The sequence below is a fragment of the Cupriavidus sp. UBA2010 genome, from assembly GCF_002335265.1.
Classification (GTDB): Bacteria; Pseudomonadota; Gammaproteobacteria; order Burkholderiales; family Burkholderiaceae; genus Cupriavidus; species Cupriavidus metallidurans.
Window position 1 is genome coordinate 231,425 of sequence record NZ_DDCI01000013.1, and the last position, 25,181, is coordinate 256,605.

30 protein-coding genes are annotated in these 25,181 nt (G+C 64.6%); 21 read left to right on the plus strand and 9 right to left on the minus strand.

Annotation, left to right across the window (positions count from 1 at the left end; all coding sequences use genetic code 11):
* Positions 1–197 precede the first annotated feature (197 nt).
* Together B2246_RS09695 and bfr are read left to right on the plus strand one after the other, a co-directional pair.
* A complete protein-coding gene (locus tag B2246_RS09695; RefSeq protein WP_234706934.1) occupies positions 198–440 on the plus strand; it encodes a bacterioferritin in 243 nt (80 codons plus the stop codon).
* 145 nt (positions 441–585) lie between these two features.
* Positions 586–1,065 carry a bacterioferritin gene (gene bfr, locus B2246_RS09700; RefSeq protein WP_008645854.1) on the plus strand — a complete coding sequence of 160 codons (480 nt, stop codon included), beginning with the start codon at positions 586–588 and terminating at the stop codon, positions 1,063–1,065.
* A gap of 177 nt (positions 1,066–1,242) precedes the next feature.
* On the opposite strand, the gene B2246_RS09705 is transcribed toward bfr, so the two are convergent.
* The 3 genes from B2246_RS09705 to gpmA all read right to left on the minus strand — a co-directional run bounded on the left by B2246_RS09705 (position 1,243) and on the right by gpmA (position 4,670).
* The gene (locus tag B2246_RS09705; RefSeq protein ID WP_008645853.1) at positions 1,243–1,995 is read right to left on the minus strand and encodes a HesA/MoeB/ThiF family protein; all 753 of its coding nucleotides are present in this window, start codon (positions 1,993–1,995) and stop codon (positions 1,243–1,245) included.
* Between the two features lie 123 nt (positions 1,996–2,118).
* Positions 2,119–3,726, minus strand: coding sequence for a S41 family peptidase (locus tag B2246_RS09710; RefSeq protein ID WP_008645852.1), 1,608 nt, complete (start codon positions 3,724–3,726; stop codon positions 2,119–2,121).
* A gap of 197 nt (positions 3,727–3,923) precedes the next feature.
* Entirely contained in the window at positions 3,924–4,670 is a 747-nt protein-coding gene (gpmA, locus tag B2246_RS09715) for a 2,3-diphosphoglycerate-dependent phosphoglycerate mutase (protein WP_008642647.1), read from the minus strand.
* Positions 4,671–4,814: 144 nt separating this feature from the next.
* On the opposite strand from gpmA, the gene B2246_RS09720 reads away from it, so the two are divergent.
* The 5 genes from B2246_RS09720 (at position 4,815) to B2246_RS09740 (ending at position 8,397) form a co-directional block, all read left to right on the plus strand.
* On the plus strand, positions 4,815–5,228 hold the full coding sequence (locus tag B2246_RS09720; RefSeq protein ID WP_008642649.1) for a rhodanese-like domain-containing protein: 414 nt from the start codon (positions 4,815–4,817) through the stop codon (positions 5,226–5,228).
* Between the two features lie 78 nt (positions 5,229–5,306).
* The gene (gene grxC, locus B2246_RS09725; RefSeq protein ID WP_008642652.1) at positions 5,307–5,564 is read left to right on the plus strand and encodes a glutaredoxin 3; all 258 of its coding nucleotides are present in this window, start codon (positions 5,307–5,309) and stop codon (positions 5,562–5,564) included.
* A gap of 177 nt (positions 5,565–5,741) precedes the next feature.
* The gene (gene secB, locus B2246_RS09730) at positions 5,742–6,260 is read left to right on the plus strand and encodes a protein-export chaperone SecB (protein ID WP_008642655.1); all 519 of its coding nucleotides are present in this window, start codon (positions 5,742–5,744) and stop codon (positions 6,258–6,260) included.
* A 118-nt stretch (positions 6,261–6,378) separates the two neighbouring features.
* Entirely contained in the window at positions 6,379–7,407 is a 1,029-nt protein-coding gene (locus tag B2246_RS09735) for an NAD(P)H-dependent glycerol-3-phosphate dehydrogenase (protein ID WP_008642656.1), read from the plus strand.
* A 6-nt stretch (positions 7,408–7,413) separates the two neighbouring features.
* Positions 7,414–8,397 (plus strand): Bug family tripartite tricarboxylate transporter substrate binding protein, encoded by a 984-nt coding sequence (locus tag B2246_RS09740; RefSeq protein WP_286881827.1) that lies wholly within the window; start codon positions 7,414–7,416, stop codon positions 8,395–8,397.
* A gap of 13 nt (positions 8,398–8,410) precedes the next feature.
* Here the strand turns inward: B2246_RS09740 and trmL are convergent, their stop codons facing one another.
* Positions 8,411–8,881 carry a tRNA (uridine(34)/cytosine(34)/5-carboxymethylaminomethyluridine(34)-2'-O)-methyltransferase TrmL gene (gene trmL, locus B2246_RS09745; protein WP_008642659.1) on the minus strand — a complete coding sequence of 157 codons (471 nt, stop codon included), beginning with the start codon at positions 8,879–8,881 and terminating at the stop codon, positions 8,411–8,413.
* A 52-nt stretch (positions 8,882–8,933) separates the two neighbouring features.
* Positions 8,934–9,491 carry a ComF family protein gene (locus tag B2246_RS09750; RefSeq protein ID WP_317915375.1) on the minus strand — a complete coding sequence of 186 codons (558 nt, stop codon included), beginning with the start codon at positions 9,489–9,491 and terminating at the stop codon, positions 8,934–8,936.
* A 207-nt stretch (positions 9,492–9,698) separates the two neighbouring features.
* Between B2246_RS09750 and B2246_RS09755 the strand changes: the two genes are divergently transcribed.
* The 8 genes from B2246_RS09755 (at position 9,699) to B2246_RS09790 (ending at position 16,502) form a co-directional block, all read left to right on the plus strand.
* Complete coding sequence (locus tag B2246_RS09755) at positions 9,699–10,700, plus strand: methyltransferase domain-containing protein (RefSeq protein WP_008642663.1); 1,002 nt, start codon at positions 9,699–9,701, stop codon at positions 10,698–10,700.
* A gap of 263 nt (positions 10,701–10,963) precedes the next feature.
* Positions 10,964–11,479, plus strand: a complete 516-nt coding sequence (locus tag B2246_RS09760; protein WP_008642665.1) for a DUF2244 domain-containing protein — start codon at positions 10,964–10,966, stop codon at positions 11,477–11,479.
* A 61-nt stretch (positions 11,480–11,540) separates the two neighbouring features.
* On the plus strand, positions 11,541–12,809 hold the full coding sequence (gene coxB / locus B2246_RS09765) for a cytochrome c oxidase subunit II (protein WP_008642668.1): 1,269 nt from the start codon (positions 11,541–11,543) through the stop codon (positions 12,807–12,809).
* A gap of 42 nt (positions 12,810–12,851) precedes the next feature.
* Positions 12,852–14,462, plus strand: a complete 1,611-nt coding sequence (gene ctaD / locus B2246_RS09770) for a cytochrome c oxidase subunit I (protein WP_008642672.1) — start codon at positions 12,852–12,854, stop codon at positions 14,460–14,462.
* 72 nt (positions 14,463–14,534) lie between these two features.
* Complete coding sequence (locus tag B2246_RS09775) at positions 14,535–14,681, plus strand: cytochrome oxidase small assembly protein (protein ID WP_017511745.1); 147 nt, start codon at positions 14,535–14,537, stop codon at positions 14,679–14,681.
* A 36-nt stretch (positions 14,682–14,717) separates the two neighbouring features.
* Entirely contained in the window at positions 14,718–15,314 is a 597-nt protein-coding gene (locus tag B2246_RS09780; RefSeq protein WP_286881826.1) for a cytochrome c oxidase assembly protein, read from the plus strand.
* 2 nt (positions 15,315–15,316) lie between these two features.
* Entirely contained in the window at positions 15,317–15,544 is a 228-nt protein-coding gene (locus B2246_RS09785; RefSeq protein WP_008642678.1) for a DUF2970 domain-containing protein, read from the plus strand.
* 97 nt (positions 15,545–15,641) lie between these two features.
* Positions 15,642–16,502 (plus strand): cytochrome c oxidase subunit 3, encoded by an 861-nt coding sequence (locus B2246_RS09790; protein ID WP_008642679.1) that lies wholly within the window; start codon positions 15,642–15,644, stop codon positions 16,500–16,502.
* A gap of 100 nt (positions 16,503–16,602) precedes the next feature.
* Here B2246_RS09790 and B2246_RS09795 read toward each other — a convergent pair whose 3' ends face one another.
* A complete protein-coding gene (locus tag B2246_RS09795) occupies positions 16,603–16,812 on the minus strand; it encodes a twin transmembrane helix small protein (RefSeq protein WP_008642681.1) in 210 nt (69 codons plus the stop codon).
* A 57-nt stretch (positions 16,813–16,869) separates the two neighbouring features.
* Between B2246_RS09795 and B2246_RS09800 the strand changes: the two genes are divergently transcribed.
* The 5 genes from B2246_RS09800 (at position 16,870) to B2246_RS09820 (ending at position 21,039) form a co-directional block, all read left to right on the plus strand.
* Positions 16,870–17,631, plus strand: coding sequence for an SURF1 family protein (locus B2246_RS09800; RefSeq protein ID WP_286881825.1), 762 nt, complete (start codon positions 16,870–16,872; stop codon positions 17,629–17,631).
* 7 nt (positions 17,632–17,638) lie between these two features.
* On the plus strand, positions 17,639–18,295 hold the full coding sequence (locus B2246_RS09805) for an SCO family protein (RefSeq protein ID WP_035881326.1): 657 nt from the start codon (positions 17,639–17,641) through the stop codon (positions 18,293–18,295).
* 6 nt (positions 18,296–18,301) lie between these two features.
* Positions 18,302–19,405 carry a COX15/CtaA family protein gene (locus tag B2246_RS09810; RefSeq protein ID WP_008642688.1) on the plus strand — a complete coding sequence of 368 codons (1,104 nt, stop codon included), beginning with the start codon at positions 18,302–18,304 and terminating at the stop codon, positions 19,403–19,405.
* Between the two features lie 8 nt (positions 19,406–19,413).
* On the plus strand, positions 19,414–20,340 hold the full coding sequence (cyoE, locus tag B2246_RS09815) for a heme o synthase (RefSeq protein WP_080709663.1): 927 nt from the start codon (positions 19,414–19,416) through the stop codon (positions 20,338–20,340).
* A gap of 84 nt (positions 20,341–20,424) precedes the next feature.
* Positions 20,425–21,039: an SCO family protein gene (locus tag B2246_RS09820; protein ID WP_017511741.1), complete on the plus strand. Its 615-nt coding sequence runs from the start codon at positions 20,425–20,427 to the stop codon at positions 21,037–21,039.
* 53 nt (positions 21,040–21,092) lie between these two features.
* On the opposite strand, the gene rpoH is transcribed toward B2246_RS09820, so the two are convergent.
* Positions 21,093–22,028 (minus strand): RNA polymerase sigma factor RpoH, encoded by a 936-nt coding sequence (gene rpoH / locus B2246_RS09825; RefSeq protein ID WP_008642691.1) that lies wholly within the window; start codon positions 22,026–22,028, stop codon positions 21,093–21,095.
* Positions 22,029–22,358: 330 nt separating this feature from the next.
* Between rpoH and B2246_RS09830 the strand changes: the two genes are divergently transcribed.
* Positions 22,359–23,234: a pirin family protein gene (locus B2246_RS09830; protein WP_008642692.1), complete on the plus strand. Its 876-nt coding sequence runs from the start codon at positions 22,359–22,361 to the stop codon at positions 23,232–23,234.
* Between the two features lie 40 nt (positions 23,235–23,274).
* On the opposite strand, the gene ybiB is transcribed toward B2246_RS09830, so the two are convergent.
* Positions 23,275–24,264, minus strand: a complete 990-nt coding sequence (ybiB, locus tag B2246_RS09835; protein ID WP_008642693.1) for a DNA-binding protein YbiB — start codon at positions 24,262–24,264, stop codon at positions 23,275–23,277.
* 98 nt (positions 24,265–24,362) lie between these two features.
* Complete coding sequence (locus tag B2246_RS09840; RefSeq protein WP_008642694.1) at positions 24,363–25,166, minus strand: ABC transporter ATP-binding protein; 804 nt, start codon at positions 25,164–25,166, stop codon at positions 24,363–24,365.
* Between the last annotated feature and the right edge of the window lie 15 nt (positions 25,167–25,181).

A 25,181-nucleotide genomic window follows, 5' to 3' on the forward strand; every position in this document is an offset into this window, starting at 1 on the left:
CCTCGGTTTGTGATGCATACGGACAGTCCGTTGCAAGTGCATTAATGGGAATTGTTATCATTTCTAATCTCTGATATTCTGCCTCTCATCGCGTGCGGCATGCCGGTGCCGACGCCGCCCCCAAGGAGGCTTTTGTGTACGTCTGCATTTGCAACCAGGTCACTGATCATGAAATCCATGGCGCCGCCCACCTCGGCGTGTCGACAATGGATGAGCTGGCGGAAACGCTTGGCGTTGGGACCTGCTGCGGCCGTTGCCGCGAATGCGCGCAGCAAGTGCTGTGTGAAGGCGTTGCCGCGGTGAAGACCGTGAGGGCCTCAACTATGGCTACGATCAAAGTTGTCGAAATTTCGTCCTGTTCGACGACTACGTCACATGCCATAATGGACGCTCGGGACCCGGCAGTCGCGAACGACCGGCGCACAGCGCTGGTTGCCTGATTCGAATACCGCAGAATTACCCAAAGAACGCGTGCATTGAGAGCGCGCCCACGGACGAAAGTCCGAGGCGCGCTTTCTTGTATTTGCGCTCCTTGTCATTCGTGCCGCTGCCTGGGTCCGTTGTCGTTTGCAACAGGAGCCCTGTATGAAAGGTGACAAGAAGGTCATCCAGCATTTGAACGCGCAGCTGAAGAACGAACTCACCGCGATCAACCAATATTTCCTGCACGCCCGTATGTATCGCCACTGGGGGCTGAAGAAGCTCGGCGACGTGGAGTACAAGGAATCCATCGGCGAAATGAAGCACGCCGATCGCCTGATCGAGCGCATTCTGATGCTCGACGGCCTGCCCAACCTGCAGGACCTGCACAAGCTGCTCCTCGGCGAAGACACGCCCGAAATGCTCAAGTGCGACCTGAAGCTGGAGCAGGGTGCTCACGCCACCGTCAAGGAAGGCATTGCGTACTGCGAATCGGTTGGTGACTATGTCAGCCGCGAAATCCTGGTCGATATCCTCACGGACACCGAGGAGCACATCGAGTACCTGGAGACGCAGCTTGACCTGATCGACAAGGTCGGCCTGCCGAACTACCTGCAGTCTCAGATGGAGCCGGGCGAGCAGTAAGCGCGCAGGCAAAGGATTGGCCGCCGCGCGGCGTTTCGAGACGCCGCGCCCGAATGCGCAATCGGTTAGTAACCGTTCTCATTCGGATTCTTGTACTCATCCAGCTGTATCAGCATGGACGGTCCGCGCCGGAGGGCTCCAGCGCCGGATCGTCCATCGCCCCGCAGCTCGGCGGACTCAGTGGTCCCCGCCGCAGACCTCGCAGCCCGGCGTGCGCAAGAGGCGCATCGTGGTCCACTCCATCGACATGGCGTTGACCATCAGCAAGCGTCCCGCCAGCGTCTCTCCTACACCAGTCAGCAATTTCAGGGCCTCAGCGGCCTGCACCGTGCCGATCATGCCGACCAGCGGCGCGAACACGCCCATCGTGGCGCAGGCGGCCTCAGGCGCCGGTTCGGATGGCGGGAACAGGCAGGCGTAGCAAGGCGCATCGGGATTGCGCAGGTCGAACACGGTGACCTGGCCATCGAAGCGTAGCGCGGCGCCGGATACCAGCGGCTTGCGGTGCCGCAGGCAGGTGCGATTCACGGCGTGGCGCGTGGCGAAGTTGTCGCAGCAATCGAGCACGACATCAGCCTGCGCGACGAGACCATCCAGTTCGGCGTCGCCCACCCGCATCGGCACCATGCGGATGTCGATGCCGGGGTTGATGCGCAGCATTCCCTCCCTGGCCGATTCGACCTTGGGGCGGCCCACGTTGGCGGTGGTGTGCAGGATCTGGCGCTGCAGGTTGGTCAGGTCAACGTCATCGTCGTCGACGATCGTGATCGTGCCCACGCCGGCCGAGGCCAGGTAGGGCAACGCCGCCGCGCCGAGCCCGCCTGCGCCGATCACCAGCGCATGGCCGGCCAGCAGGCGCTCCTGGCCTTCGATGCCGAGCTCGTCAAGCAGGATATGGCGCGAATAGCGCAGAAGCTGATCGTCGGTCATGGTCCACGTGGAATCAGGAGATCAAACAAAAACGGCCCGCCGGTGCAATACCGCGGGCCGCAGGGCTGAAGGCGGAAAGCGCCACGCGCCAGAGTCGCGCGGCGGGCTTCTCGCGTCCTGCCGTTACTTCTTGCCGGTCGGCGTACCCAGCGGATCGCCGATCGGGGCACTTGCGGGCGGCGGGCTGGAAGGCTTGGCCGGGGCCGCCGGCTTGGCAGCCGGTTTGGCGGGCGCCTTGCTGGCCGGCTTCGGGCTGTCGGAGCTGTCCGGCTTGCCAGCCGTGCCGGTGGCTTCCAGGCGCGACTTCGAACGTTGCACCGGCTTGCCGTCGAGCTGTGCGATGGCCTGCTGCAGCATGAAGTCCTCGGGCGAACCGAATTCCACCGGCTTCTTCTTGCGTTCCTTCTCGCGCTCTTCCGGCGTCTTCTTGGCGTTCTCTTCTTCCAGGCGGCGCAGTTCTTCCACACGGCGCTGCTCGCGTTCGGCCATTTCCGGCTCTTCCGACTCCTGCTTGTTGTGCAGGTGGCGTTCGGTGTCGATTTCACGCGTGATCAGCGCGTCGTCCGGATCGCCTTCGGGGTTCTGGTCGACCGGGATATCCGGGCGGATGCCCTTGGCCTGGATCGACTTGCCCGACGGCGTGTAGTAGTACGCGATCGTCAGCTTGATGCCGGTGTCGTTGGTCAGCGGGCGAACGGTCTGGACCGAGCCCTTGCCGAACGTCGTCTTGCCCATGAGCGTCGCGCGCTTGTGGTCCTGCAGCGCGCCGGCCACGATTTCCGATGCTGACGCCGAGTAGGCGTTGGTCAGCACGACCATCGGCAGTTTCTTGAACTCTGCCGGCAGATCCTTGAGCGGATCGTCCTCGAGCGACGACAGGCGGTAGTTGCTGAACGACGCCTTGTAGACGCGCTTGGCATCCGGTACCTGGCCGTTGGTCGATACCACGACCGAATCCTCGGGCAGGAAGGCCGCGGCAACGCCTACCGCGCCTTGCAGCACGCCGCCACCGTTATTGCGGAGGTCCAGCACGATACCGCGCAGGTTCGGATTCTTATCGGCCATCTCCTTGAGGCGACGGCCCAGATCGGTCACGGTGCGCTCCTGGAAGCTCGTCAGGCGCACCCAGCCGATGGTGTTGTTGTCGAGCATCTTGGTCTTGACCGACTGCACGCGGATTTCCGCGCGCGTGATCGACACCGGGAACGTGCGTTCCTCGCTCTTGCGGTAGATCGTCAGCGTGACCTTGGTGCCCGGCTCGCCGCGCATGCGCTTGACCGCCTGTTCCAGCGGCAGGCCGCGCACGGGCTTGTCGTCGATTCGCGTGATCAGGTCACCCGGCTGGATGCCGGCGCGGAACGCGGGCGTGTCCTCGATCGGGTTGATGACCTTGACCAGGCCCTCTTCCTGGGAAATCTCGATGCCCAGGCCGGCGAAGCGTCCGCGCGTGCCTTCCTGCAGTTCCTTGAAATCCTTCTCGTCCAGGTAGGCCGAGTGGGGGTCGAGGCTGGCGACCATGCCCTTGATGGCTTCGGTCAGCAGCTTCTTGTCATCGACCGGCTCCACGTATTCGCGCTTGATCTGCCCGAAGATATCGGCCATCAGCCGTAACTGGTCCAGCGGCAGCGGCCCGGTCGTATTCTGGGCGGTCGCCGAAATCTGCAGCGTGGCGAGCACGCCGGCAACGACGCCTATTGAGACGAGGCTAATGTTCTTGAGCGTCTTACGCATGAGGGCAGCCTGAACGTGTGAGGATTTGTGCAAGGGTCAGGTCCGTGCCGGGATGACCCGGGGGGCGGATTTGACCGACAGTATAAGAGGGTGCGGAGAAAAAGACCTGAGGGCCGCCATTCCATGGTGGGGGCGGCCACACAACGCGGCGCGCCTACCCGGGTGCGACCCGGGCCGGCGCATCCGCGCGCCGGCTGTCAGCGGGCCTTGCCCTGGCTGGCCACGGCGGCCAGGGATGCCGCGATGGCTTCCTGGTCGCCCAGGTAGTAGTGGCGCAGGGGGCGCAGGTCGGCATCCAGCTCGTAGACGAGCGGGGTGCCGTTGGGAATGTTGAGGCCGACGATATCGTCATCCGAAATCTGGTCCAGATACTTCACGAGGGCGCGAATGCTGTTGCCGTGGGCGGCGATCACCACGCGCTTGCCGGATTTGATGTCGGGAGCGATGGATTCGTTCCACAGCGGCATCACGCGGGCCACCGTATCCTTCAGGCACTCGGTCAGCGGGATCTCCGCGCGCGGCACGTTGGCGTAGCGCGGGTCGCCGAAAGAGGCACGTTCGTCGGTCGGCTCCAGCGCGGGCGGCGGCGTGTCGTAGCTGCGGCGCCACACCAGCACCTGCTCGTCGCCGTACTTCTTGGCCGTTTCCGCCTTGTTCAGGCCGGCCAGCGCGCCGTAGTGACGTTCGTTCAGGCGCCATTCGTTGCGCACCGGAATCCACATCTGGTCCATTTCGTCCTGCACGTGCCAGAGCGTGCGGATGGCGCGCTTGAGCACGGAGGTGTAGGCCACATCAAAGGCGAAGCCGGCTTCCTTGAGCAGCGTGCCGGCCTGCCTGGCCTGCGCGGCGCCCGTATCGGTCAGGTCGACGTCGACCCAGCCGGTGAAGCGGTTTTCGAGGTTCCACGTGGATTCGCCGTGGCGGATGAGAACGAGCTTGTACATGCTGCTTCCAGGGAGTAAATGACCTGCAGTGCGCACGATCCGTCGCAAGGCCGGCGGCGGCCGGGAGGCGACGGACAAATATCGGCGTGGGCACGAAACCGCGTATTTTATAATGCCGCCGACCCAACCCAACGGAATGCCAACGTGAATTTCTTCGCCGATTACAATAACCTGGCCCTGATCGCCATCGCCGTGGTGTCTGGCGGCCTGCTGGCCTGGCCGACGATCAAGAGCGGCACGGGCGGAAAACGCGTCAACGCGGCCGCCGCCACGCAGCTGATCAACAAGCGCAATGCGGTGGTGGTGGATATCCGCGACGCCGCCGAGTTCGCCAAGGGCCACATGCCGCAAGCGAAGAGCGCGCCACTCGACGATCTGCCCAACCGGGCGGGTGGTCTTGCAAAGGATAAGGCCATCCCCATCATCGTGGTATGCCAGAACGGCCAGCGCTCGAGCAAGGCTCAGGCAGCCCTGAAGGAAGCCGGGTACAGTGAGGTCTATGCGCTCGAAGGCGGCATGACCGCCTGGCAGCAGGCCGGACTTCCGGTCATCAAGTAAGCCCATTCATCGAAGTATTCGCGGCGCGTACCGCCCCGGGCGGTCCGCGCCGTTGTTTTGAATTCAAGGAGATTTCGCATGGCCCGCGTCGTCATGTACAGCACGGTGGTGTGCCCCTACTGCCAGATGGCAGAGCGTCTGCTCAAGCAGAGGGGCGTCGAGTCGATCGAGAAAATCCTGATCGACCGCGAACCCGGCAAGCGCGAGGAAATGATGACGCGCACCGGCCGTCGGACCGTGCCGCAGATCTATATCGACGAGACACACGTGGGTGGATTCGACGACTTGTCCGCGCTGGACCGTCAGGGCGGCCTGGTGCCGCTGCTGGCGGCCTGAGCCCCAGGGCCCGCGGTTTCCCAGCGAGATCAACGACCTATCCGATTGACGCCGGCCCCGGGTGAATTCGCCCACGGCGTCATGTACCATATGCGCTTTCCAACTGGCCGCCGGTGATCGACACCACCGGCGCCGCATGGCGCAGCGCGCCCAAACCGATCCATCCGGAAGCCTTTCATGAGCGACCAGCAACAAGCCAACCAGCAGGACGACCAGCCCTTCTTCAACATTCAGCGCGTGTACCTGAAGGACATGTCGCTGGAGCAGCCGAATTCGCCGGGCATCTTCCTCGAATCGGAAGCCCCCTCGGTGGAAGTCCAGGTCAACGTGGGCGCCTCGCAACTGCAGGAAGGCATCTTCGAAGTGGTCGTGACTGGTACCGTGACGACCAAGGTGCAAGACAAGGTGGCCTTCCTGGTGGAAGCGCACCAGGCCGGCATCTTCGACATCCGCAATGTGCCGGTGGAGCAACTGGACCCGCTGCTGGGTATCGCCTGCCCGACCATCCTGTACCCGTACCTGCGCGGCAACATCGCCGACGTGATCACGCGTGCCGGCTTCCAGGCGATCCACCTGTCGGAAATCAACTTCCAGGCGCTGTACGAGCAACGCCTGCAGGCCGCGATGGAAGAAGCGCAAGGCCAGGGCGGCGACTCGGGCATCGTGATGCCTGACGGCAGCCAGGCCCGCCACTGATCGGCGACTGCCTGTCGGACACCAGAACGGGGCTGCGGCCCCGTTTGGTGTTTCTGCGAGGCGTCAACGTTCATACTGTCGCGACGACAGCGCTTTTCGCTGACTTCACAGGCCTGCCATGAAACTGACCATTCTCGGCGCCGGCGCATGGGGTACCGCGCTTGCAAGCCACGCGGCCACGGCCGCCGCCGATCATGACGTGGTGCTCTGGGGGCGCGATCCGGCTCAGCTTGCCGGCATCGCCGCAACTGGTGTCAACGCCACCTATCTGCCGGGCGTGAGCCTGTCGCCCCGGCTTGTCTGCGAGCCCGATTTCGATCGCGCCGTCGATCACGCCCTGACCGATCCGGAGGGGCTGCTGATCATCGGCACGCCGGTATCCGGCCTGCGCGAAATGACGCGCCGGCTGGCCGCGCGTCGCAAGGGGCCGCTGGCAATGCTCTGGCTCTGCAAGGGCTTCGAAGCCGAGACCCATGCGATGCCGCACCAGATGGTGCACGATGAATTGAACGCGCTCGGCGTGGCGCCGGGCGAGATCGAATATGGCGTGCTGACGGGGCCGAGCTTTGCCAAGGAAGTGGCGCAGGGTTTGCCGTGCGCGCTGACCGTGGCCGGCACCGCGCACGTGCTGATCGATCGCGCGCAGGCTGCATTCCATCACCATGCCATGCGTATCTACGGCAGCGACGACCTGATCGGCGTCGAAGTCGGCGGCGCGGTGAAGAACGTGCTGGCGATCGCCACCGGTGCCAGCGATGGCCTGGGGCTTGGGCTCAATGCGCGCGCGGCGCTGATCACGCGCGGGCTGGCCGAGATGACGCGCCTGGGCCTTGCGCTCGGCGGTCGTGTCGAGACCTTCATGGGTCTGGCCGGCATGGGTGACCTGATCCTGACCGCCACCGGCGATTTGTCTCGTAACCGCAAGGTCGGCCAGCAACTGGCGGGCGGGAAGACGCTCGACCAGATCCTGGCAGACCTTGGCCATGTGGCCGAAGGCGTGCGTTGCGCGCAGGCCGTTGCCGCGCTGGCAGCGCGCGTCGGTGTGGAAATGCCGATCACGCGCGCGGTCTGCGCGGTGCTGTTCGAGGGGTTGCCTGTTGCCGATGCGGTCTCGCAGTTGCTGCAGCGTGACGCGCGCGACGAGTAACACTTGATGCCGAGTCGACGCGACACTCTCAAGGCCCTGATCGCCACCTTCGCAGTCGGCGCGGTTCCTGCCGTTGCCCATGCCGATACCTGGCCCGCCAAGCCGATCCGCATGATCGTGCCGTTCCCGCCGGGCTCTTCGCCGGACTTGATCGCGCGTATCGTGACCGAGAAGCTCGCCACAGTGCTCGGTCAGCCCGTGGTTGTCGAAAACCGGCCGGGCGCCGGCGGCAATATTGGCACCGGCATGGTTGCCAAGGCCGCACCCGATGGCTACACGCTGCTGTTCACGATCAACGGTCCGCTTGTCACCGCGCCGTCGCTGTATCGCCACCTGAGCTACGACCCGATGAAGCAGCTCGCGCCGGTCACGCTGGTGGCGACGTCGCCGAACGTGCTGGTCATCGACGCCCGCCTGCCGGTGCATACGTTGCGCGAGTTCGTCGCGCTGGCCAAGTCGAAGCCGGGCGCGCTGAACTATGGCTCGGTCGGTAACGGCAGCGCGGCGCATCTGGCGATGGAGCAGTTGAAAGCGATGGCTGGCATCGATCTGCAGCACGTGCCTTATCCGGGCTTTCCGCAGATCACCACGGCGATCGTCGGCGGGCAGGTGCAGGCCGGCTTCATGGTGCCGGCGATTGCCATGCCGATGGTCAATGCCGGCAAGCTGCGCATTCTGGCCGTGACCACCACGGGCCGGACGTCCCTGCTGCCATCCGTGCCGACCGTGGCCGAATCGGGCTACCCCGGATTCGAGGCGATTTCATGGCAGGCGATTCTGGCGCCGGCCGGCACGCCAGCGCCGGTCGTCGACCGGCTCTACCGCGAATTCGTCCGGATCATCGGCAGCGATGACATCCGCGAAAAGATGCGCACGCAGTATTTCGTCCCGGCCGGTACCGCGCCGGCATCGTTGCGCGAAACGATGGTCAGCGAGAAGGCGCGCTGGGACAAGGTGATTCGTGCGGCCGGCGTGCAGCCCGAGGGCTGACCACGTCGTCGATTCAACTGCCGCCCGCGAATCCGTTCTGACGCCACGCCTCGAAGACGACCACGGCCACCGTGTTCGACAGATTGAGGCTGCGGTTGTTGGGGCGCATCGGCAGGCGGATGCGCTGCGAGGACGGGAACCACTCGCGGCGCTCCGGTGCGAGCCCGCGGGTCTCCGAACCAAATACGAACCAGTCGCCCGGCGCGAAGCTGACCTGGCCGAACGGCGTGGAGCCGTGCGTGGTCAGCGCGAACATGCGCGTGGGGTCCGGCTGCTCGGCAGCCATCAACGCATCCCAGCTTTCATGCACACGCATCGTCGCGTACTCGTGATAGTCGAGCCCCGCGCGGCGCATCCGGGCGTCTTCGAGCGGAAATCCCAACGGCTTGACCAAATGGAGTTGCGCGCCGGTATTGGCGCACAGGCGGATCACATTGCCGGTGTTCGGCGGGATTTCGGGTTCGACAAGAACGACGTTGAACATGATGGGATAGGCGAAAAACCGGAGCGCAGCTTACCGCTAGTCGCAGCCGGTGTCACGGCGTGCGCAGCGCAGGCAGCGCCGTCACCCGCGCGGCGCCATGCGCCTTGAGCACCCGTGCCGCCTCACGTAGCGTGGCGCCCGTGGTCATCACATCGTCGACCAGTCCGATATGCAGTCCGTCTAGCCGGCGGGGCGGGTCCAGCACGAACGCATCCCGCAGATTCGCCTGCCGTGCCGACTGGTCGAGCGCACGCTGGCTGACCGTGTCGCGCCGGCGGGCCAGCAATGTTGCCGAGACCGCGATGCCAAGCTGCCTGCCCAGCGGCCGCGCGATTTCCCACGCCTGGTTGAAGCCGCGGCCCGCCAGCCGTTGTGGTGCAAGAGGAATCGGTGCCAGAACATCGGGCGCGACACCCGCAGCTTGCATCCGGGCCGCCATTTGCCGGGCGATCCATGCGGCAGCGGGGAGGCGCGCGGCAAACTTCAGGCGCAAGACCAGCCGATCGGCTGGCGTGATGTAGTCGCCCAGCGTCAATGTGGTGTCGATGGGGTCGTCGTCGGCACAGGCGTCACATCGGCCCGTTTTCACACTGGGTAGGGTGCCGGGCATCGCACAACGCGGGCAGCGCGGAACGATTCTCAACAGCGCGTCGGCGCAACCCGCGCAGACCACGTCGCGCTGGACCTTCGCGCAGATCAGGCAAACCGACGGCAGCAGCGCCGACCAGAGCCCGGTGATCCCGCCGGCACGCCCGGCGAGCCGCGAAGAGGGCGCGTATACTCCAGTCCCTGTTGGCCGGCCATCTGGGTCCGGCCCATGCCGAGGCGCGACACGCTGTTGCGCCGCCCGCCGATTCCACTGATTCCGTTCCGTCTCTCCGTGTCCCTGCATGCTGCTGATTCCCCCGATGCCTGGTTGCCGCCCGCGCGCCTGACCCGGCTTGCCTTTGACCGCCGCAGTCACAGCTTCGGCCAGCTCGATTTTCTGCTGGGCGAAATCGGCCAGCGGATGCAGGAGCGCATGGACGTGGTCAAGCTGACGCCGCGCCGGGCCATCGATATCGGCTGCGGCCACGGGCAGGGCCTGGCGGGATTGCGCGCGCGCTTTCCCGATGCGCAGATTGCCGGTCTCGATATTTCCGGCGCCATGCTGCAGCAGGCCGGACAACGCGATCCGCAGCGGCGCCCAGGCTGGATTGGACGCCTGCTCGGCAAGCGGCCGATGTTCGATCTGGTGCAGGGCGATCTTGCCACACTGCCATTCGACGCGGCCAGCTTCGATCTGTTGTGGTCGAACCTCGCCCTGCACTGGCATCCGGAGCCGCATCGCGTCTTTCCGGAATGGCATCGCGTGACCCGCGACGAAGGGCTCGTGATGTTCTCGCTGTTCGGCCCCGACACGCTGAAGGAACTGCGCGCGGCGTTCGCCGATGTCGATCTCGACGCGCACACGCTGCGCTTCGTCGACATGCACGATATCGGCGACATGCTCGTGCACAGCGGCTGGTCCACCCCCGTGATGGATATGGAAACGCTGACGGTCACCTACGAGTCGCCGGAGAATCTGTTGCGTGAAGTGCGATCGTTCGGCGGCTTCCGTCGTCCGGGGTCGGTCGGGCTGCGTGGCAGGCGGTGGTATCGGGCCGTGCTGGCCGCGCTCGATCGTCAACGTAACGCCGATGGCGTGATCCCATTGACGTTCGAAATTGTCTACGGCCATGCATGGAAGCTGGCGCCGCGTGGCAGGCAGGCAACCGACGATCAGGGTCGCGCAGTTGTGCCGGTCGACAGCATCGGACGCGCCCGGCCGCGGCCATGAAAGCGGTGTCGTGCATGGTTGCGCGACAATGCGCGCGCGCCGATTGTGTTGACTATCGGGGGCGATGCGGCCATGCACAAAAACTAGATGAGCGCAAGCACTTCGGTCAAATCCTACCTTGTTCAGGTATGCGAAGCGCCATATAATGCGCCAGTTTGTCGCAGTGGTCCCCTGGCACAAGAACGTCCCTGGAATGCACTTCGCATGTGCAAACCTCCGACGTGTTTCGTCCCGGGTGTGCATCCGATGCGGAGTGGTTGGCGATGCAAGACTTGGGTATCGCATTCCAGACGGCAGTTGGTGACTCCGGCGGAAATCTCGACGGACGCACCCCCTTGCCGAGCAACGACTGGCTGATGAAGCGGAATTGCTCGCTCACTCCGCGCCAGGCCGGCTGGTTCTACTTCTCCATCGTATGTTTCTCGACAGCCATCGCGGTGTTCTTCGCCGTGTGGCTGGGGGCCTGGCTCGTATTGCCGTTTGCTGGCCTGGAATTGCTCGGGCTGGGGATTGCCCTGCTGGCGTATGCGCGCCATGCGGCGGATTATGAACGCGTGAGTGTGACCGACGGAATGCTGGTCGTGGAGACAGCCAGCGCCAGCCGGATCACGCGGGAAGTATTCAACCCACGCTGGGTGCGGGTTGAACTGGGTGAATCGTTCCGGGCGCCGGTGGTACTGCGGTCGGACAAGCGCTCCGTGCAGGTGGGGTTGTATCTGGACCCGTATCGGCGGCGCAAGTTCGCGCAGGAACTCGCGGTGGCCTTGCGGCGTGTCTGAAAGGGCAGGTTGCGGGGCAGGGCGGGGACAGATTTGAATCTGTAAATTGGGTAGATAAACAATGAAAATGTGGAAGAAGGCATCCGCAGCATGTCTGGCAGGCGCGTCCCTGCTTGTCAGCCAGGCGGCCTCCGCGGTCAGTGACATGCCAGGCGGCCCCGCCGTCCGACAGCTCAACTTGGCCGAACCCGTTACAAAAATCGCCGAACAGATTCACTGGCTGAACTGGATGATGCTGATCATCTGCACGGTGATCTTCGTCGCCGTGTTCGGCGTGATGTTCTATTCCATCTTCAAGCACCGGAAGAGCAAGGGCGCCCGCCCGGCCTCGTTCCACGAAAGCATCACGGTGGAAGTGGTCTGGACGATCGTGCCGTTCCTGATCGTGATCGCCATGGCGCTGCCGGCGACGAAGACCGTGGTGGCGATGAAGGACACCACGAACTCGGATATCACGATCAAGGCCACCGGCTATCAGTGGAAGTGGGGCTATGACTACCTCAAGGGCCAGGGCGAGGGCATCTCGTTCGTGTCCACGCTGACCACGCCGCGCGAGCAGATCAACAACCAGCAGGAAAAGTCGAACACCTACCTGATGGAGGTGGACAACGAGCTGGTGGTGCCCGTCAACAAGAAGATCCGTATCGTCACCACTGCCAATGACGTGATCCACGCCTGGATGATTCCGGCGTTCGGCGTCAAGCAGGATGCGATCCCGGGCTTCGTGCGCGACACCTGGTTCCGTGCCGAGAAGACCGGCGTCTATCGTGGCCAGTGCGCCGAACTCTGTGGCAAGGAACACGCGTTCATGCCGATCGTGGTGCGCGTCGTGTCCGATGCCGAGTACACGAAGTGGGTCGACGACAAGAAGAAGGCGATGGCCGCTGCGGCGGATGATCCCAACAAGGTCTGGACCCTCGACGAAATCAAGGCGCGCGGCGAAAAGGTCTACGCGACCAACTGCGCGGTCTGCCACCAGCCGACCGGCAAGGGCGGTGGTCCGTTCCCGGCGCTGGATGGCTCCAAGGTCGTCAACGGTCCGAAGGCTGGCCAGATGCACGTGCTGCTGGAAGGCCGTAACGCCATGCCGTCGTGGAAGCAGCTTTCCGACACCGAGCTGGCCGCTGTCATGACGTACACGCGGAATAGCTGGGGCAACAAGACCGGCGAAGTGATTCAGCCGGCGGACTTCACGGGCGCCCGCACGGGCAAGTTCCCGGAAGGCGGCGGCGCACAGGCCGGCGCAGGCGATGCAGCCCCGAAGGCTGCCGCGCCGTCCAGCACCCCCGACAAGCAGGCCAGCCTCGCGGGCAACCGCGTCGCAGGCTGACCCGCGGTAGCCCCGCATTCAGGAATTGATGGAGTCATTGCGATGAGTACCGCTACCCCGGAGACACTGGGCCATCCGCACGACCACGCGCACGATCACGATCATGCGCACGATCACCCGCATGGCTGGCGCCGCTGGCTGTTCGCCACCAACCACAAGGATATCGGCACGCTGTACCTGCTGTTCTCGTTCACCATGCTGCTGTCCGGCGGCGTGCTGGCGCTGCTGATCCGCCTGGAGCTGTTCGAGCCGGGCCTGCAGTTCTTCCGCCCCGAACTGTTCAACCAGTTCACCACGATGCACGGACTGATCATGGTGTTCGGCGCGATCATGCCGGCGTTTGTCGGCTTCGCGAACTGGATGATCCCGCTGCAGATCGGCGCCTCTGACATGGCGTTCGCGCGCATGAACAACTTCAGCTTCTGGCTGATGCCGCCGGCCGCGCTGCTGCTGGTCGGCTCGTTCTTCGCGCCGGGCGGCGCCACCGCCGCGGGCTGGACGCTCTACGCGCCGCTGTCGGTGCAGATGGGCCCGGGCATGGACATGGCGATTTTCGCCATGCACATCATGGGCGCGTCGTCGATCATGGGCTCGATCAACATCATCGTCACCATCCTCAACATGCGCGCGCCTGGCATGACGCTGATGAAGATGCCGATGTTCTGCTGGACGTGGCTGATCACCGCCTACCTGCTGATCGCCGTGATGCCGGTGCTGGCTGGCGCGATCACGATGGTGCTGACCGACCGCCACTTCGGCACGAGCTTCTTCTCGGCCGCCGGCGGCGGTGACCCGGTGATGTACCAGCATATCTTCTGGTTCTTCGGTCACCCCGAGGTCTACATCATGATCTTGCCGGCGTTCGGCATCATCTCGCACGTCGTGCCGGCCTTCGCGCGCAAGCGCCTGTTCGGCTACAGCTCGATGGTGTACGCCACGGCCTCGATCGCGATCCTGTCGTTCATCGTGTGGGCGCACCACATGTTCACCACCGGCATGCCGGTGACGGGCCAGCTGTTCTTCATGTACGCGACGATGCTGATCGCGGTGCCGACGGCCGTGAAGATCTTCAACTGGATCGCCACGATGTGGCGCGGCTCGATGACGTTCGAGACCCCGATGCTGTTCGCGATCGGCTTCATCTTCGTGTTCACGATCGGCGGCTTCACGGGCCTGATGCCGGCTGTCGCTCCGATCGACATCCAGCTGCAGGACACCTACTTCATCGTGGCGCACTTCCACTACGTGCTGGTGGCGGGCTCGCTGTTCGCGCTGTTCGCGGGCTTCTACTACTGGGGTCCGAAGTGGAGCGGGTTCATGTATGACGAGATGCGCGGCAAGATCCATTTCTGGGGCTCGCTGATCTTCTTCAACGTGACCTTCTTCCCGATGCACTTCCTGGGCCTGGCCGGCATGCCGCGCCGCTATGCGGACTACCCGACCCAGTTCACGGACTTCAACGCGATCGCCTCGATCGGCGCGCTGGGCTTCGGCCTGATGCAGGTGTACTTCTTCTTCTTCGTGGTCCTGCCGTCTTACCGCGGTGGCCAGGCCGCCGGCGACAAGCCGTGGGATGGCGCGGAAGGCCTCGAGTGGACCGTGCCGTCGCCGGCACCGTTCCACACGTTCGAAGAACCGCCGGTCGTCAAGTAATCCAGTAATCCAGTAACACCGGCCGGATGCCAGCCCCCCGGGGCAGGTGTCCGGCCCGCTAACCAGATGCTCATGCAGCCCTCGGAAACAAGCCCATCGCCGCAGGATCGCAAGGCCGCCCAGCGGGCCGCCAACCGCCGTCTTGGCTGGATATTGCTCTCGATCGTGGTGGTCTTCTTTCTGGGATTCTTTGCCAAGATGGTGTTCCTTGGCGGCTGATGTCCCGATGAGAACGATGAAGTAGGAGGCAGACGCGTGGACGGGCAGGACAAGGCAATCGAGAAGCGTTTCAACCGCGGCATGATGTTGCGCCTGCTGGTAGTGGTGACGCTGATGTTCGGCTTTGGCTACGCGCTGGTGCCGCTGTACAAGGCGATCTGCGAGGTTACCGGTATCAATGTGCTGACCACGCGCGATCTGTATGGCGGGTCGGCGTTGAAGAACTCGCAGGTGGACACGAGCCGCACGATCACGGTCGAGTTCGATTCCAACGCGCGCGGGCCGTTTGCATTCCGGCCGGTGAAGCATTCGATGGAAGTGCATCCGGGCGAGCTGACGACGATCGTGTACGAGGTGGCCAACGGGCAATCGCGGGACATCTCGGCGCAGGCGATTCCGAGCTACGCGCCGAAGCAGGCCACCGAGTACTTCAAGAAGATCGAGTGCTTCTGCTTCAAGCAGCAGACGCTCAAGTCGAAGGAGGCGCGCGAGATGCCGGTGGTGTTCGTGATCGACCCGAAGCTGCCTAAGGACGTGAAGACCATCACGCTGTCGTACACGTTCTTCGAGGTGGGCACGCCGGTGGCGCAGGCGCCGCAGGATGAGCAGGCCCCGGTGCAGAGGGGGAGCTGACGATGACCAACCGCGACGATTCGGTGGATCCGGTGCATCGCAAGGCGTCCTTCGCGCAGACGGTGCGCGCGGTGCTGTGGTCGTTCATCGGGCTGCGCAAGGGGTCGGAGCATGAGTCCGACATGGCGCGGCTGAACCCGGTGCACGTGATCATCGCCGGGCTGATCGCGGCGGCAGTGTTCGTGACGGTGCTGATCCTGGTGGTGCGCGCCGTGGTGAGTCAGTCGTAGCAGGAAACTAGCAGGGAAAAAGGACAGAGCCGCTGGCAACCGAAGCGAAGCGGATCTGGCGAATAACCATTAGAGACTCTGAGCTGGAGATAGAAGAATGAGTGCGAATCGCGCAAACGCCCCGTACTACTTCGTGCCGGGCCCGTCGCGCCATCCGATCACGGCGGCATTCGGCCTGCTGATGACCGGCGCGGGAGCCGCGGGTTGGGTCAACGGGCAACCGTGGGCGCCGTACCTGTGCGGCTTCGGCCTGTTGTGGTTCCTCTTCGTGCTCAAGAGCTGGTTCGGCGACGCCATCCGCGAATCCGAAGGCGGCATGTACGGCAAGAACATCGACACTTCGTTCCGCTGGTCGATGGGCTGGTTCATCTTCTCCGAAGTGATGTTCTTCGCGGCGTTCTTCGGCGCCCTGTTCTACGCGCGCACCATCGCCATGCCGTGGCTGGGCGACCTGAACAACAAGATCATCTGGCCGGACTTCGCGGCCGTGTGGCCGAACATGGGCCCTGCCGGCACCGTGGAAGACTTCCAGACGATGGGCCCGTGGCCGATCCCGACCATCAACACGGCGCTGCTGCTGACCTCGGGCGTCACGCTGACCTGGGCGCACCACGCGCTGCTGGCCGGCAAGCGCAGCCAGCTGATTCAGGGCCTGGTCCTGACGATCCTGCTGGGCGCGATCTTCATGTGCCTGCAGGCCTATGAGTACATGCACGCCTACAGCGAACTGAACCTGAAGCTGACTTCGGGTGTCTATGGTTCGACGTTCTTCCTGCTCACTGGCTTCCACGGCTTCCACGTGACGATGGGCGCGATCATGCTGACGGTGGTGCTGATCCGCGTGCTGAAGGGCCATTTCACGCCGGAGCATCACTTCGCGTTCGAAGGCGCAGCCTGGTACTGGCACTTCGTGGACGTGGTCTGGCTGGGCCTGTACGTGGTGGTCTACTGGCTGTAAGGATTTCGCCGCGCCGCCTGCGGGCGGCGTGCGGTATCGAAGAAAGCGAAGCGCCGCGGGAGAGAAATCTCGGCGGCGCTTTTTTTCGCGAGGATGCCTGTCAGGGCGACGTATGGATGCCCGTGCTCTGGATCCAGCCCATCCAGTGCGAGAACAGGATGAACAGGAACAGCGCCACCGAGAAGCCGACGCGGAACATCAGCGAACGCATCATGTTGGGCGTGCGGCCACGGTCGCGCATCATGAAGAACAGCGCGGAGGCCAGGCTGCCAATGATCAGGATGAAGGCGACAAGGATGACGAAGCGCATGTGGGGGCCCGTTCTGCGAAGCGCCCATTATCGCACCGCGATGCCCGGAGGGAACCCGTGACGACCCGCACGCTCTGGCGTTCGCCGGGCCCGGTGCCGATGGTGGCCGCGCTCGTGGTGATCGTCGTCACCTGCGCGCTCGGCAACTGGCAACTGCGCCGCGCGCATGAAAAGATCGACCGTGCGGAGCGGCTGGCTACGCTGGCGAAGCAGGCGCCTGTCGAACTGCGCGCGGGCCAGACCGATGCCGCACAACTGGTCGAGCGCCGCGTGCGCGCGCGCGGTACGTTCGACGCGGACAAGACCGTGCTGCTCGACAATCGTCCGCACGGCAACGGTACTGACAGCCGTGCGGGGTTCCTCGTGCTCACGCCGTTGCGCCTGGCGGACGGTGGCAGCGTGCTGGTGCTGCGAGGCTGGCTGCCACGCGATGCGCAGGACCGCACGCGCATCGCGCCGTTCCCGACGCCCACGGGGGAAGTCACAGTCGAAGGCACGGCGCTGGCCGCTGTGCCGCGCGTCTACAGCCTCGGGCAGGATGCTTCCGCGGAGGCCGGACGCAAGATCCGTCAGAATATCGACCTTGCCGCTTTTTCTCATGAGATCGAGGCGTCACTCCTGCCGGTGGTGGTAGAACAATCGGGCGATGCCGGAGACGGACTGGCCCGCGATTGGGCCCCGGCCGATTTCGGCGCGGACCGACACTACGGGTACGCCGCCCAGTGGTTCGGGCTGGCTGTGTTGACGCTGGTACTGGTGGCCGTGCTCGGCTGGCGGCGCGCCCGGCTGGACCGGGCAGACGGCAATGGAAACCTATAAACGAACGATGAACGCACAGACGAACGCCATGCCGCAGCCAGATCCCACGGCTTCGCCGGACCCCCGCATCGACGCGCGCACGCGCCGCGGCCGCCTGCAGATGCTGATGCTGCTGCTGGTCTGCGCATCGCCCGTACTCTTTTCGTACTTCACGTACTACGTGATCAAACCGACCGGCGGCAGCACCAACTACGGCGTGCTGATCGACCCGCAACGGCCCATGCCGCCCGTGCAGGTGACTAATGAGCGCAACGAGTCGGTGCCGCTCGCGTCCATGCGCGGCAAGTGGCTGATGGTGATGACCGACCCGTCCGCCTGCGACGAGATATGCGCGAAGAAACTGTTCACGGTGCGCCAGATCCGCGTCGGACAGGGCGAGGACCGCGAGCGGATCGTGCCTGTCTGGCTGATCCAGGACCGGGGCGATGTGGACGACCGGCTCGCGGCCGCCTACAACGAACCTTATGCGGGCGTGCGATTCCTGCGCATGGACCGGGCCACGATTGCCCAATGGCTGCCGGCCGAGGACGGCGCGCGCGCCGAGGATGCGATTTACCTGGTCGATCCGCTCGGCAACCTGATGATGCGCTGGCCGAAGGACCCCGACCCCAAGAAGATCAGCAGCGACCTGAAGAAGCTGCTGAAGTATTCCCGTATTGGCTGAATTCCCATGCTGCTTCAGTTGGCCATCATTGGCATCCTGATTGCGCTGCTGCCCCTGTCCTACGTGATGGTGCGCGGCAATCGCGACAAATATCGCAGGCTCGTCTGGATCACGGCGTTCCTGACGCTGGACCTGATCATGTTCGGCAGCTTTACCCGGCTGACCGACTCCGGCCTCGGCTGCCCCGACTGGCCCGGCTGCTACGGCCACTCGAACCCGCACGCGGCGATGGACCCGATTCGCGCGGCGGAAACGGCGCTCCCGAGCGGCCCGGTCACGCTGATGAAAGCGTGGATCGAGATGATCCATCGCTATTTCGCCATGGCGGTGGGTGTGCTGATCATCTCGCTGATGGTGCTGGCATGGGTCAAGCGCCGCGAACTGAAGCAGTCGCCGTGGTTCGCCACCGGCGTGTTCCTGCTGGTCTGCCTGCAGGGCGCGTTCGGTATGTGGACCGTGACGATGAAGCTGCAACCGATCATCGTCGTCACCCATCTGCTGCTGGCGATGGCGCTGCTGGCGTCGCTGATCCTGCTCGGGTCGCGTAACGAACCGCCGCATGTCGTGGCGCCACAGGCGGCTTCGCTGCGCTGGGCCGGCCTGCTGGCCCTGGTGCTGCTGGTCGTTCAGATCTTCCTGGGCGGCTGGGTCAGCACCAACTACGCGGTGCTGGCCTGTACCGATTTTCCGCTCTGCAACGGCCAGCTCGTGCCAGAGATGGACTTCCGCCATGGCTTTACGCTGTGGCGCCAGCTCGGCATGACGGCCGACGGCGACTACATTCCGCACGCGGCGCTGGTGGCTATCCACTGGGTCCACCGTGGCTTCGCCTTCGTCGTGCTCGGTTTCCTGCTCTGGTTCGCGCTGCGCGCGCGCCGGATGGAAGGGCTGGCGCGGCATGCGCGGTGGTTGCTGGTCGTGCTGGCGCTGCAGTTGTGCACCGGCATGTCGAACATCGTTTTCGACTGGCCGCTGGTCGCGGCGGTGGCCCATAACGGCGGAGCAGCCCTGCTGCTGATGTTGTTGCTCCGTCTCAACTACAATATCGGCCTCGCCACTCGCTCCGCCGGCGCCGCCACGCAACCCTCGATTGCCGCGCGCGCCACATGAAGGACAAGATGCCCCCCGTGGTAACTGCTACCCACTCCCAATCCTCCGTGGGCCGATTACGCCATCTGGCCCGCCAATACGCCGCGCTGACGAAGCCGCGGGTGACCCAACTCGCCGTGTTCTGCGCCATCATCGGCATGTTCCTGGCCACCCCGGGCATGGTGCCGTGGTCGGTGCTGATCGGTGGCGCGGCTGGTATCTGGCTGCTGGCCGGCGCGGCTTTCGCCATCAACTGCCTGGTGGAACAGAAGATCGACGCGCTGATGCGCCGCACCGCGTGGCGCCCGTCGGCCACAGGCGAGATCACCACCACCCAGACGCTGATCTTCTCGGCCGTGCTGGGCGGTGCTGGCATGTGGCTGCTGCACGTCTTCGCCAACGACCTGACGATGTGGCTCACCTTCGCCACGTTCCTTGGCTATGCCGTGGTCTATACGATCCTGCTGAAGCCGGCGACGCCGCAGAACATCGTGATCGGTGGCCTGTCGGGCGCCATGCCCCCGGCGCTAGGATGGTCCGCGGTATCGGGTACGGTGCCTGCCGAGGCCTGGTTCCTGGTGCTGATCATCTTCACCTGGACGCCGCCGCACTTCTGGGCGCTGGCTCTGTACCGCCGCGCCGACTACGCCAAGTCCGGCCTGCCGATGCTGCCGATCACGCACGGCGAGCGCTACACGCTGCTGCATATCCTGCTGTACACGCTGATCATGATCGCGGCCACGCTGCTGCCGTTCGTGTACGGCATGAGCGGCTACATCTACCTTGCGGCGGCGCTGGCGCTGGGCCTGGTGTTCCTGGGCTATGCCTGGAAGCTGTACCGCAACTACTCGGATGGCCTCGCGCAGCGCACCTTCCGTTATTCGATCCTGTACCTGTCGCTGCTGTTCGCGGCGCTGCTAGTGGATCACTACTTCAAGTTCGTGCCGCAGGTCTGACAACCTGCGGCATCTTGCCGCGCCCGGAAGTCATCGCCGGCCCAATCGGCGATACTTTCGGGCAACTCCTCCCGATTCTTGCGCATGTCGACCTCTTCCCAAGGCCTTTGGGCCGCATTCCGCCGCTTTTGTCTGCTCGCGCTCTGCACGGCCCTGCTGGCCGCCTGTGGGCAACCAAAGCCGTCCTTCCGCAACGTCGATATCTCGGGCGCCACCGAGTTCGGCAAGGACTTCGCGCTGCTGGACCCCACCGGCAAGACCCGCACGCTGGCCGATTTCAAGGGCAAGGTGGTGCTGATGTTCTTCGGCTACACCCATTGCCCGGACGTGTGCCCGACCACGATGGTGGAGCTCAAGCAGGTGATGGAGCAGATGGGGCCCGATGCGGACAAGGTGCAGGTGTTGTTCGTCACCGTCGATCCGGAACGCGATACGGCGGCGCTGATGGCCCAGTATGTGCCGGCCTTCGACTCGCGCTTCCTGGGCCTGCGCCCGGCCGACGAGGCCGCGCTCAAGAAGGTGACCAAGGACTTCAAGGTCTACTACGCCAAGGTGCCGGGTTCGTCGCCGGACAACTACACGATGGATCACTCGGCCGGCAGCTACGTGTTTGACCAGAACGGCCAGTTGCGGCTGTTCATTCGCCACGGCCAGGGGCCGGAGCCGATCGCGCATGACCTCAAGCAGCTGATGTCGTAAATAAGAAAAGGCCGGTCGAATGACCGGCCTTTTTCAATGCGGGGAGCGTGGTCTCAGGCGAATGCCGCCAGCGCACCCTTCATCTTCTTCATTGCCGCCGATTCGATCTGGCGAATCCGCTCGGCGGATACACCGAACTCGTCGGCCAGTTCGTGCAGCGTGGCGCCGCCCGACCCATCGTCGTTGACGTCGAGCCAGCGGGCCTCGATGATGCGGCGGCTGCGCGGGTCCAGCTTCGTCAGCGCCTCTTCCAGGCCTTCGACCTGCAGACGGTCGTGGCGCTTGGCTTCCAGCACCTGCGTCGGCTCGTTGTGGTTATCCGCAAGGTAGGCGATCGGCGCGAACTCTTCCTCGCCGTCCTCGATTTGGCCTTCCAGCGCCATATCGCCGCCCGACATGCGGGTTTCCATCTCCATCACTTCCTCGGGCTTGACGTTGAGCTCGCGCGCAACGGCTTCGATCTGCTCGGGCGTGAAGGTATGCGAGCCCTGCTTGTGGCTGCGCAGGTTGAAGAACAGCTTGCGCTGGGCCTTGGTGGTGGCCACCTTGACCATGCGCCAGTTCTTCAACACGTATTCGTGGATCTCGGCCTTGATCCAGTGCATCGCGTACGACACCAGGCGCACGCCCTGTTCGGGGTCGAAGCGCTTGACGGCCTTCATCAGCCCGATGTTGCCTTCCTGGATCAGGTCGGCGTGAGGCAAGCCGTATCCCAGGTACTGCCGGGCAATGGAGACCACCAGACGCAGGTGCGACATCACCATGCGGCGGGCGGCATCGACTGAGTCGTTGTCGCGCAGGTCGCGAGCCAGGCTGAGCTCTTCCTCGGGGGTGAGCATCGGGATGCGGTGGACAGCCTGGATGTAGCTGTCCAGATTGCCCAGTGTGCCGGGGAAGGTCAGTGCGAAGGCATTCGCGGCGGCATTCTGGGGCGCCGTGGGCAGACGGCGGGTAACTTGGGTTTGATCGGCAGACAGGACTGCGTTCACTATGACTCCTTTCGCATCCGGCGGTGGGTTGCCGGTGTGTCCCGAAGGGACACCGCATTGCAACGCATATTAGCACTCGAACCGGACGAGTGCTAAGTTAGAAGGTCTATAGGGTTGATAGTTCCAGGCAATCGGAAAAATCTTCTGGATAGCCTGATGTCGCCTTATAGTGGCCCAGCCCAAGCCTGACAAGGCCTGGCGGGCAGCGCTCTCGGAGCACTGTTATTAGAGGGGGCAGCCCCGATTCGGTTTCGCAGCGATTTCGGGATGGTGTATTGCAGGATTCGCTACACTGAAGTCGTTTTTCAGACGCATCCCCAGGAGCCCCACATGTCTGCTATCGAACACTTGCTGAAGCCTCATGTGCGAGACATCGGCGAGTTCACCGTCCGCCGATTGCTGCCCGCCGCTACGACGCAAGCAGTCGGGCCATTCATCTTCTTTGATCACATGGGGCCGGTGGAGATGGAGCCCGGCGCGGGCATGGATGTGCGCCCACATCCTCATATCGGACTGGCGACAGTCACGTATCTGTTCGAAGGCGAGATCATGCATCGCGACAGCCTCGGCAGCGAGCAGGTGATTCGGCCCGGTGATGTGAACTGGATGACTGCCGGGCGTGGCATCACGCACTCGGAGCGCTCGCCGGACGGCGCGCGCTCGGCCGGACCGCACCTGCACGGCATCCAGACCTGGGTAGCCCTGCCTAAGGCGCATGAGAATGATCCGCCTTCGTTCCACCACCATCCGGGCGCTACGCTGCCCAAGCTCGAACTGCCCGGCGTGCGGATGACCGTTATCGCGGGCGATGCCTTCGGCGCCGAGTCGCCGGTCAAGGTCTACAGCCGCACGCTCTATGTGGCGATCGAGATGGATGCCGGCGCAAGCCTTGTGATCCCCGCCGAACACGTCCAGCGTGGCATTTATCCGGTCGATGGCAATCTGGAGGTCGATGGCGAGACGCTGCCGGCCGAGCATCTGGTGGTGCTGGTACCAGGCGAGCCCGTGACGATCAAGGCGACGATGCCCTCGCGCGTGATGCTGCTTGGCGGCGATCCCACGGACGGACGGCGTTTCATCTACTGGAATTTCGTGGCAAGCAGCAAGGAAGCGATCGAAGAGGCCGCCCAGCGCTGGCAGGACGACCAGTTCCCGCACGTCCCGGGCGAGACGGAGCGCATTCCGCTGCCGCCGCGCCGGCCCTGATCGCGCTGGCGGGCCATCCTGCATCCTGTAGCGGGAGGTGTTACAGCGGGCTGGCCCAGGTCACCCGCGTGGCCTGCGTCAGGCACGCCTTGATCGCCGCCACCTGGGTGGCAACCGGCGCGGGCACCGGTTCCGCGCCATCCAGCACCTTGCGAATCCACGCGGCCGTCTCGGCGATGTCCGTGCCCTGCGGCAGTTCGGGCACATCCGCGACCGAACCGCCGACTGGATCGACCATCGTGCGCTGATGGCCGTCGTGCAGCCAGTCGATACGGCTGCTGCGGCGCGCGTCGGCCACGACTTCCCCCTCGGTACCCCGGGCCAGCATCACGTTGGCGGGTTCGTGCGAGAAATACTCGGTCAGCGTTTCCCGATACTCGGGGTGGGTGTAGCTGTAGAGCCGCAAAGCCTCGGCAGGGGAGTGTCCGCCCACCGGTTGCAGCATCTTGACGACCGTGTGCGCCGAATTGCGCAGGCCGATGATCGCGCGCTTGTCGAGCAGTTGCGACAGCGCGGGCGACAGCACGTCGATCGGCAGCGCGGCCAGCGGATTCGATGCCGCGCCAAGCTGCGTCTCCGCGGACTGCGCGGTGGCGCATAGCGGCACGCCCAGTGCCTCGAACAGCGCCATGCTGGTGACGCGGCCCGGAAACTCGCGAATGCCGTGGACCAGCGTCGGCACGCCATCGCGCGCCAGCAGCATCGCCAGCAGCGGCACCAGGTTCGGTTGCTTGCGTGCGCCGTTGTAGCTTGGAATCACCACCACGGGTTTGTCGGCCGGCGCGGCCAGCGGCGCGCAGTGATCGTGCGCGGCGTCCAGCATGCCGGCCAGTTCGTGCGGTGCTTCGCCCTTGATGCGATAGGCCAGCAACACGGCGCCCAACTCTAGATCGGACACACGACCGGCGAGCATGGCATCGAACAGTGCCTGGGCGTCTTCACGCGGCAGCGCGCGGGCGCCATTGACGCCTCGTCCGATTTCCTTGATGTACTTGGCCGCCGGAAATGGCGCGCGGGATGCAGAGGTCATGATGCTGCGGGGATCGTGGGGTTGGGGTTCATGATAGCGGAGGCTCGCCGCTTCTCCCAATGCCGTGAGTCAATCATGATCCCCGCGCCGGGTACGCATCAGGCGGCTTCCTCCAACGCCGGATTGCGCTGCTTGCGATACAGGAAGTCGAGCACGGCGGTGCGGCACGCGTGGAAGGTCTTGTCGTCGGCCAGCGTCACACGGTCGCGCGGGCGCGGGATGTCGACGCGCAGGATCTCGCCGATGGTCGCCGCCGGCCCGTTGGTCATCATGACGATACGATCCGCCAGCAGCACGGCCTCGTCCACGTCGTGCGTGACCATGACCACGGTGCTCCTGGTGCGCGCAACGATCTTCAGCAACGCGTCCTGCAGATGGGCACGCGTGAGCGCGTCGAGCGCGCCGAATGGCTCGTCCATCAGCAGCACCTTCGGCTGCATCGCCAGCGCCCGGGCGATGCCCACTCGCTGCTTCATGCCCCCCGAGATCTCGTGCGGATATTTGCTTTCTGCGTGGGTCAGGCCCACCAGGGCCAGCGTGTCGTGCGTGCGCGCCTTGAGTTGCGCCGGTGTCTCGCTTCGGCCGAACACGCGCTCCACACCCAGATGGACGTTCTCGAAGCACGTCATCCAGGGCAGCAGCGAGTGGTTCTGGAACACCACGGCCCGCTCCGGGCCGGGGCCGGCGATCTCGCGTCCCGCGCAGATCAGCGCGCCGGTCGTCGGCGCGGTCAGCCCGGCGATCAGGTTCAGCAGCGTGGACTTGCCGCAGCCCGAATGCCCGATCAGTGTCACGAACTCGCCTTCCGCGATCGACAGGTCGATATCGCGCAGCGCCACGAACGGCCCCTTGCGCGTCTTGAAGGTCTGCCCGACATTTTCGATGCTGACGAACTTTTCCATGGTGGTCGTCTCCGG

What these genes read in the sequence shown, in the direction of transcription:
- bfr (WP_008645854.1), top strand. Translation starts at nt 586, where the DNA reads ATGAAAGGTGACAAGAAGGTCATCCAGCATTTGAACGCGCAGCTGAAG.
- B2246_RS09705 (WP_008645853.1), bottom strand. Translation starts at nt 1,995, where the DNA reads ATGACCGACGATCAGCTTCTGCGCTATTCGCGCCATATCCTGCTTGAC.
- B2246_RS09710 (WP_008645852.1), bottom strand. Translation starts at nt 3,726, where the DNA reads ATGCGTAAGACGCTCAAGAACATTAGCCTCGTCTCAATAGGCGTCGTT.
- gpmA (WP_008642647.1), bottom strand. Translation starts at nt 4,670, where the DNA reads ATGTACAAGCTCGTTCTCATCCGCCACGGCGAATCCACGTGGAACCTC.
- grxC (WP_008642652.1), top strand. Translation starts at nt 5,307, where the DNA reads ATGGCCCGCGTCGTCATGTACAGCACGGTGGTGTGCCCCTACTGCCAG.
- secB (WP_008642655.1), top strand. Translation starts at nt 5,742, where the DNA reads ATGAGCGACCAGCAACAAGCCAACCAGCAGGACGACCAGCCCTTCTTC.
- B2246_RS09735 (WP_008642656.1), top strand. Translation starts at nt 6,379, where the DNA reads ATGAAACTGACCATTCTCGGCGCCGGCGCATGGGGTACCGCGCTTGCA.
- B2246_RS09740 (WP_286881827.1), top strand. Translation starts at nt 7,414, where the DNA reads ATGCCGAGTCGACGCGACACTCTCAAGGCCCTGATCGCCACCTTCGCA.
- trmL (WP_008642659.1), bottom strand. Translation starts at nt 8,881, where the DNA reads ATGTTCAACGTCGTTCTTGTCGAACCCGAAATCCCGCCGAACACCGGC.
- B2246_RS09750 (WP_317915375.1), bottom strand. Translation starts at nt 9,491, where the DNA reads ATGCCCGGCACCCTACCCAGTGTGAAAACGGGCCGATGTGACGCCTGT.
- B2246_RS09755 (WP_008642663.1), top strand. Translation starts at nt 9,699, where the DNA reads ATGCCGAGGCGCGACACGCTGTTGCGCCGCCCGCCGATTCCACTGATT.
- B2246_RS09760 (WP_008642665.1), top strand. Translation starts at nt 10,964, where the DNA reads ATGCAAGACTTGGGTATCGCATTCCAGACGGCAGTTGGTGACTCCGGC.
- coxB (WP_008642668.1), top strand. Translation starts at nt 11,541, where the DNA reads ATGAAAATGTGGAAGAAGGCATCCGCAGCATGTCTGGCAGGCGCGTCC.
- ctaD (WP_008642672.1), top strand. Translation starts at nt 12,852, where the DNA reads ATGAGTACCGCTACCCCGGAGACACTGGGCCATCCGCACGACCACGCG.
- B2246_RS09775 (WP_017511745.1), top strand. Translation starts at nt 14,535, where the DNA reads ATGCAGCCCTCGGAAACAAGCCCATCGCCGCAGGATCGCAAGGCCGCC.
- B2246_RS09785 (WP_008642678.1), top strand. Translation starts at nt 15,317, where the DNA reads ATGACCAACCGCGACGATTCGGTGGATCCGGTGCATCGCAAGGCGTCC.
- B2246_RS09790 (WP_008642679.1), top strand. Translation starts at nt 15,642, where the DNA reads ATGAGTGCGAATCGCGCAAACGCCCCGTACTACTTCGTGCCGGGCCCG.
- B2246_RS09795 (WP_008642681.1), bottom strand. Translation starts at nt 16,812, where the DNA reads ATGCGCTTCGTCATCCTTGTCGCCTTCATCCTGATCATTGGCAGCCTG.
- B2246_RS09805 (WP_035881326.1), top strand. Translation starts at nt 17,639, where the DNA reads ATGAACGCACAGACGAACGCCATGCCGCAGCCAGATCCCACGGCTTCG.
- B2246_RS09810 (WP_008642688.1), top strand. Translation starts at nt 18,302, where the DNA reads ATGCTGCTTCAGTTGGCCATCATTGGCATCCTGATTGCGCTGCTGCCC.
- cyoE (WP_080709663.1), top strand. Translation starts at nt 19,414, where the DNA reads ATGCCCCCCGTGGTAACTGCTACCCACTCCCAATCCTCCGTGGGCCGA.
- B2246_RS09820 (WP_017511741.1), top strand. Translation starts at nt 20,425, where the DNA reads ATGTCGACCTCTTCCCAAGGCCTTTGGGCCGCATTCCGCCGCTTTTGT.
- B2246_RS09830 (WP_008642692.1), top strand. Translation starts at nt 22,359, where the DNA reads ATGTCTGCTATCGAACACTTGCTGAAGCCTCATGTGCGAGACATCGGC.
- ybiB (WP_008642693.1), bottom strand. Translation starts at nt 24,264, where the DNA reads ATGACCTCTGCATCCCGCGCGCCATTTCCGGCGGCCAAGTACATCAAG.
- B2246_RS09840 (WP_008642694.1), bottom strand. Translation starts at nt 25,166, where the DNA reads ATGGAAAAGTTCGTCAGCATCGAAAATGTCGGGCAGACCTTCAAGACG.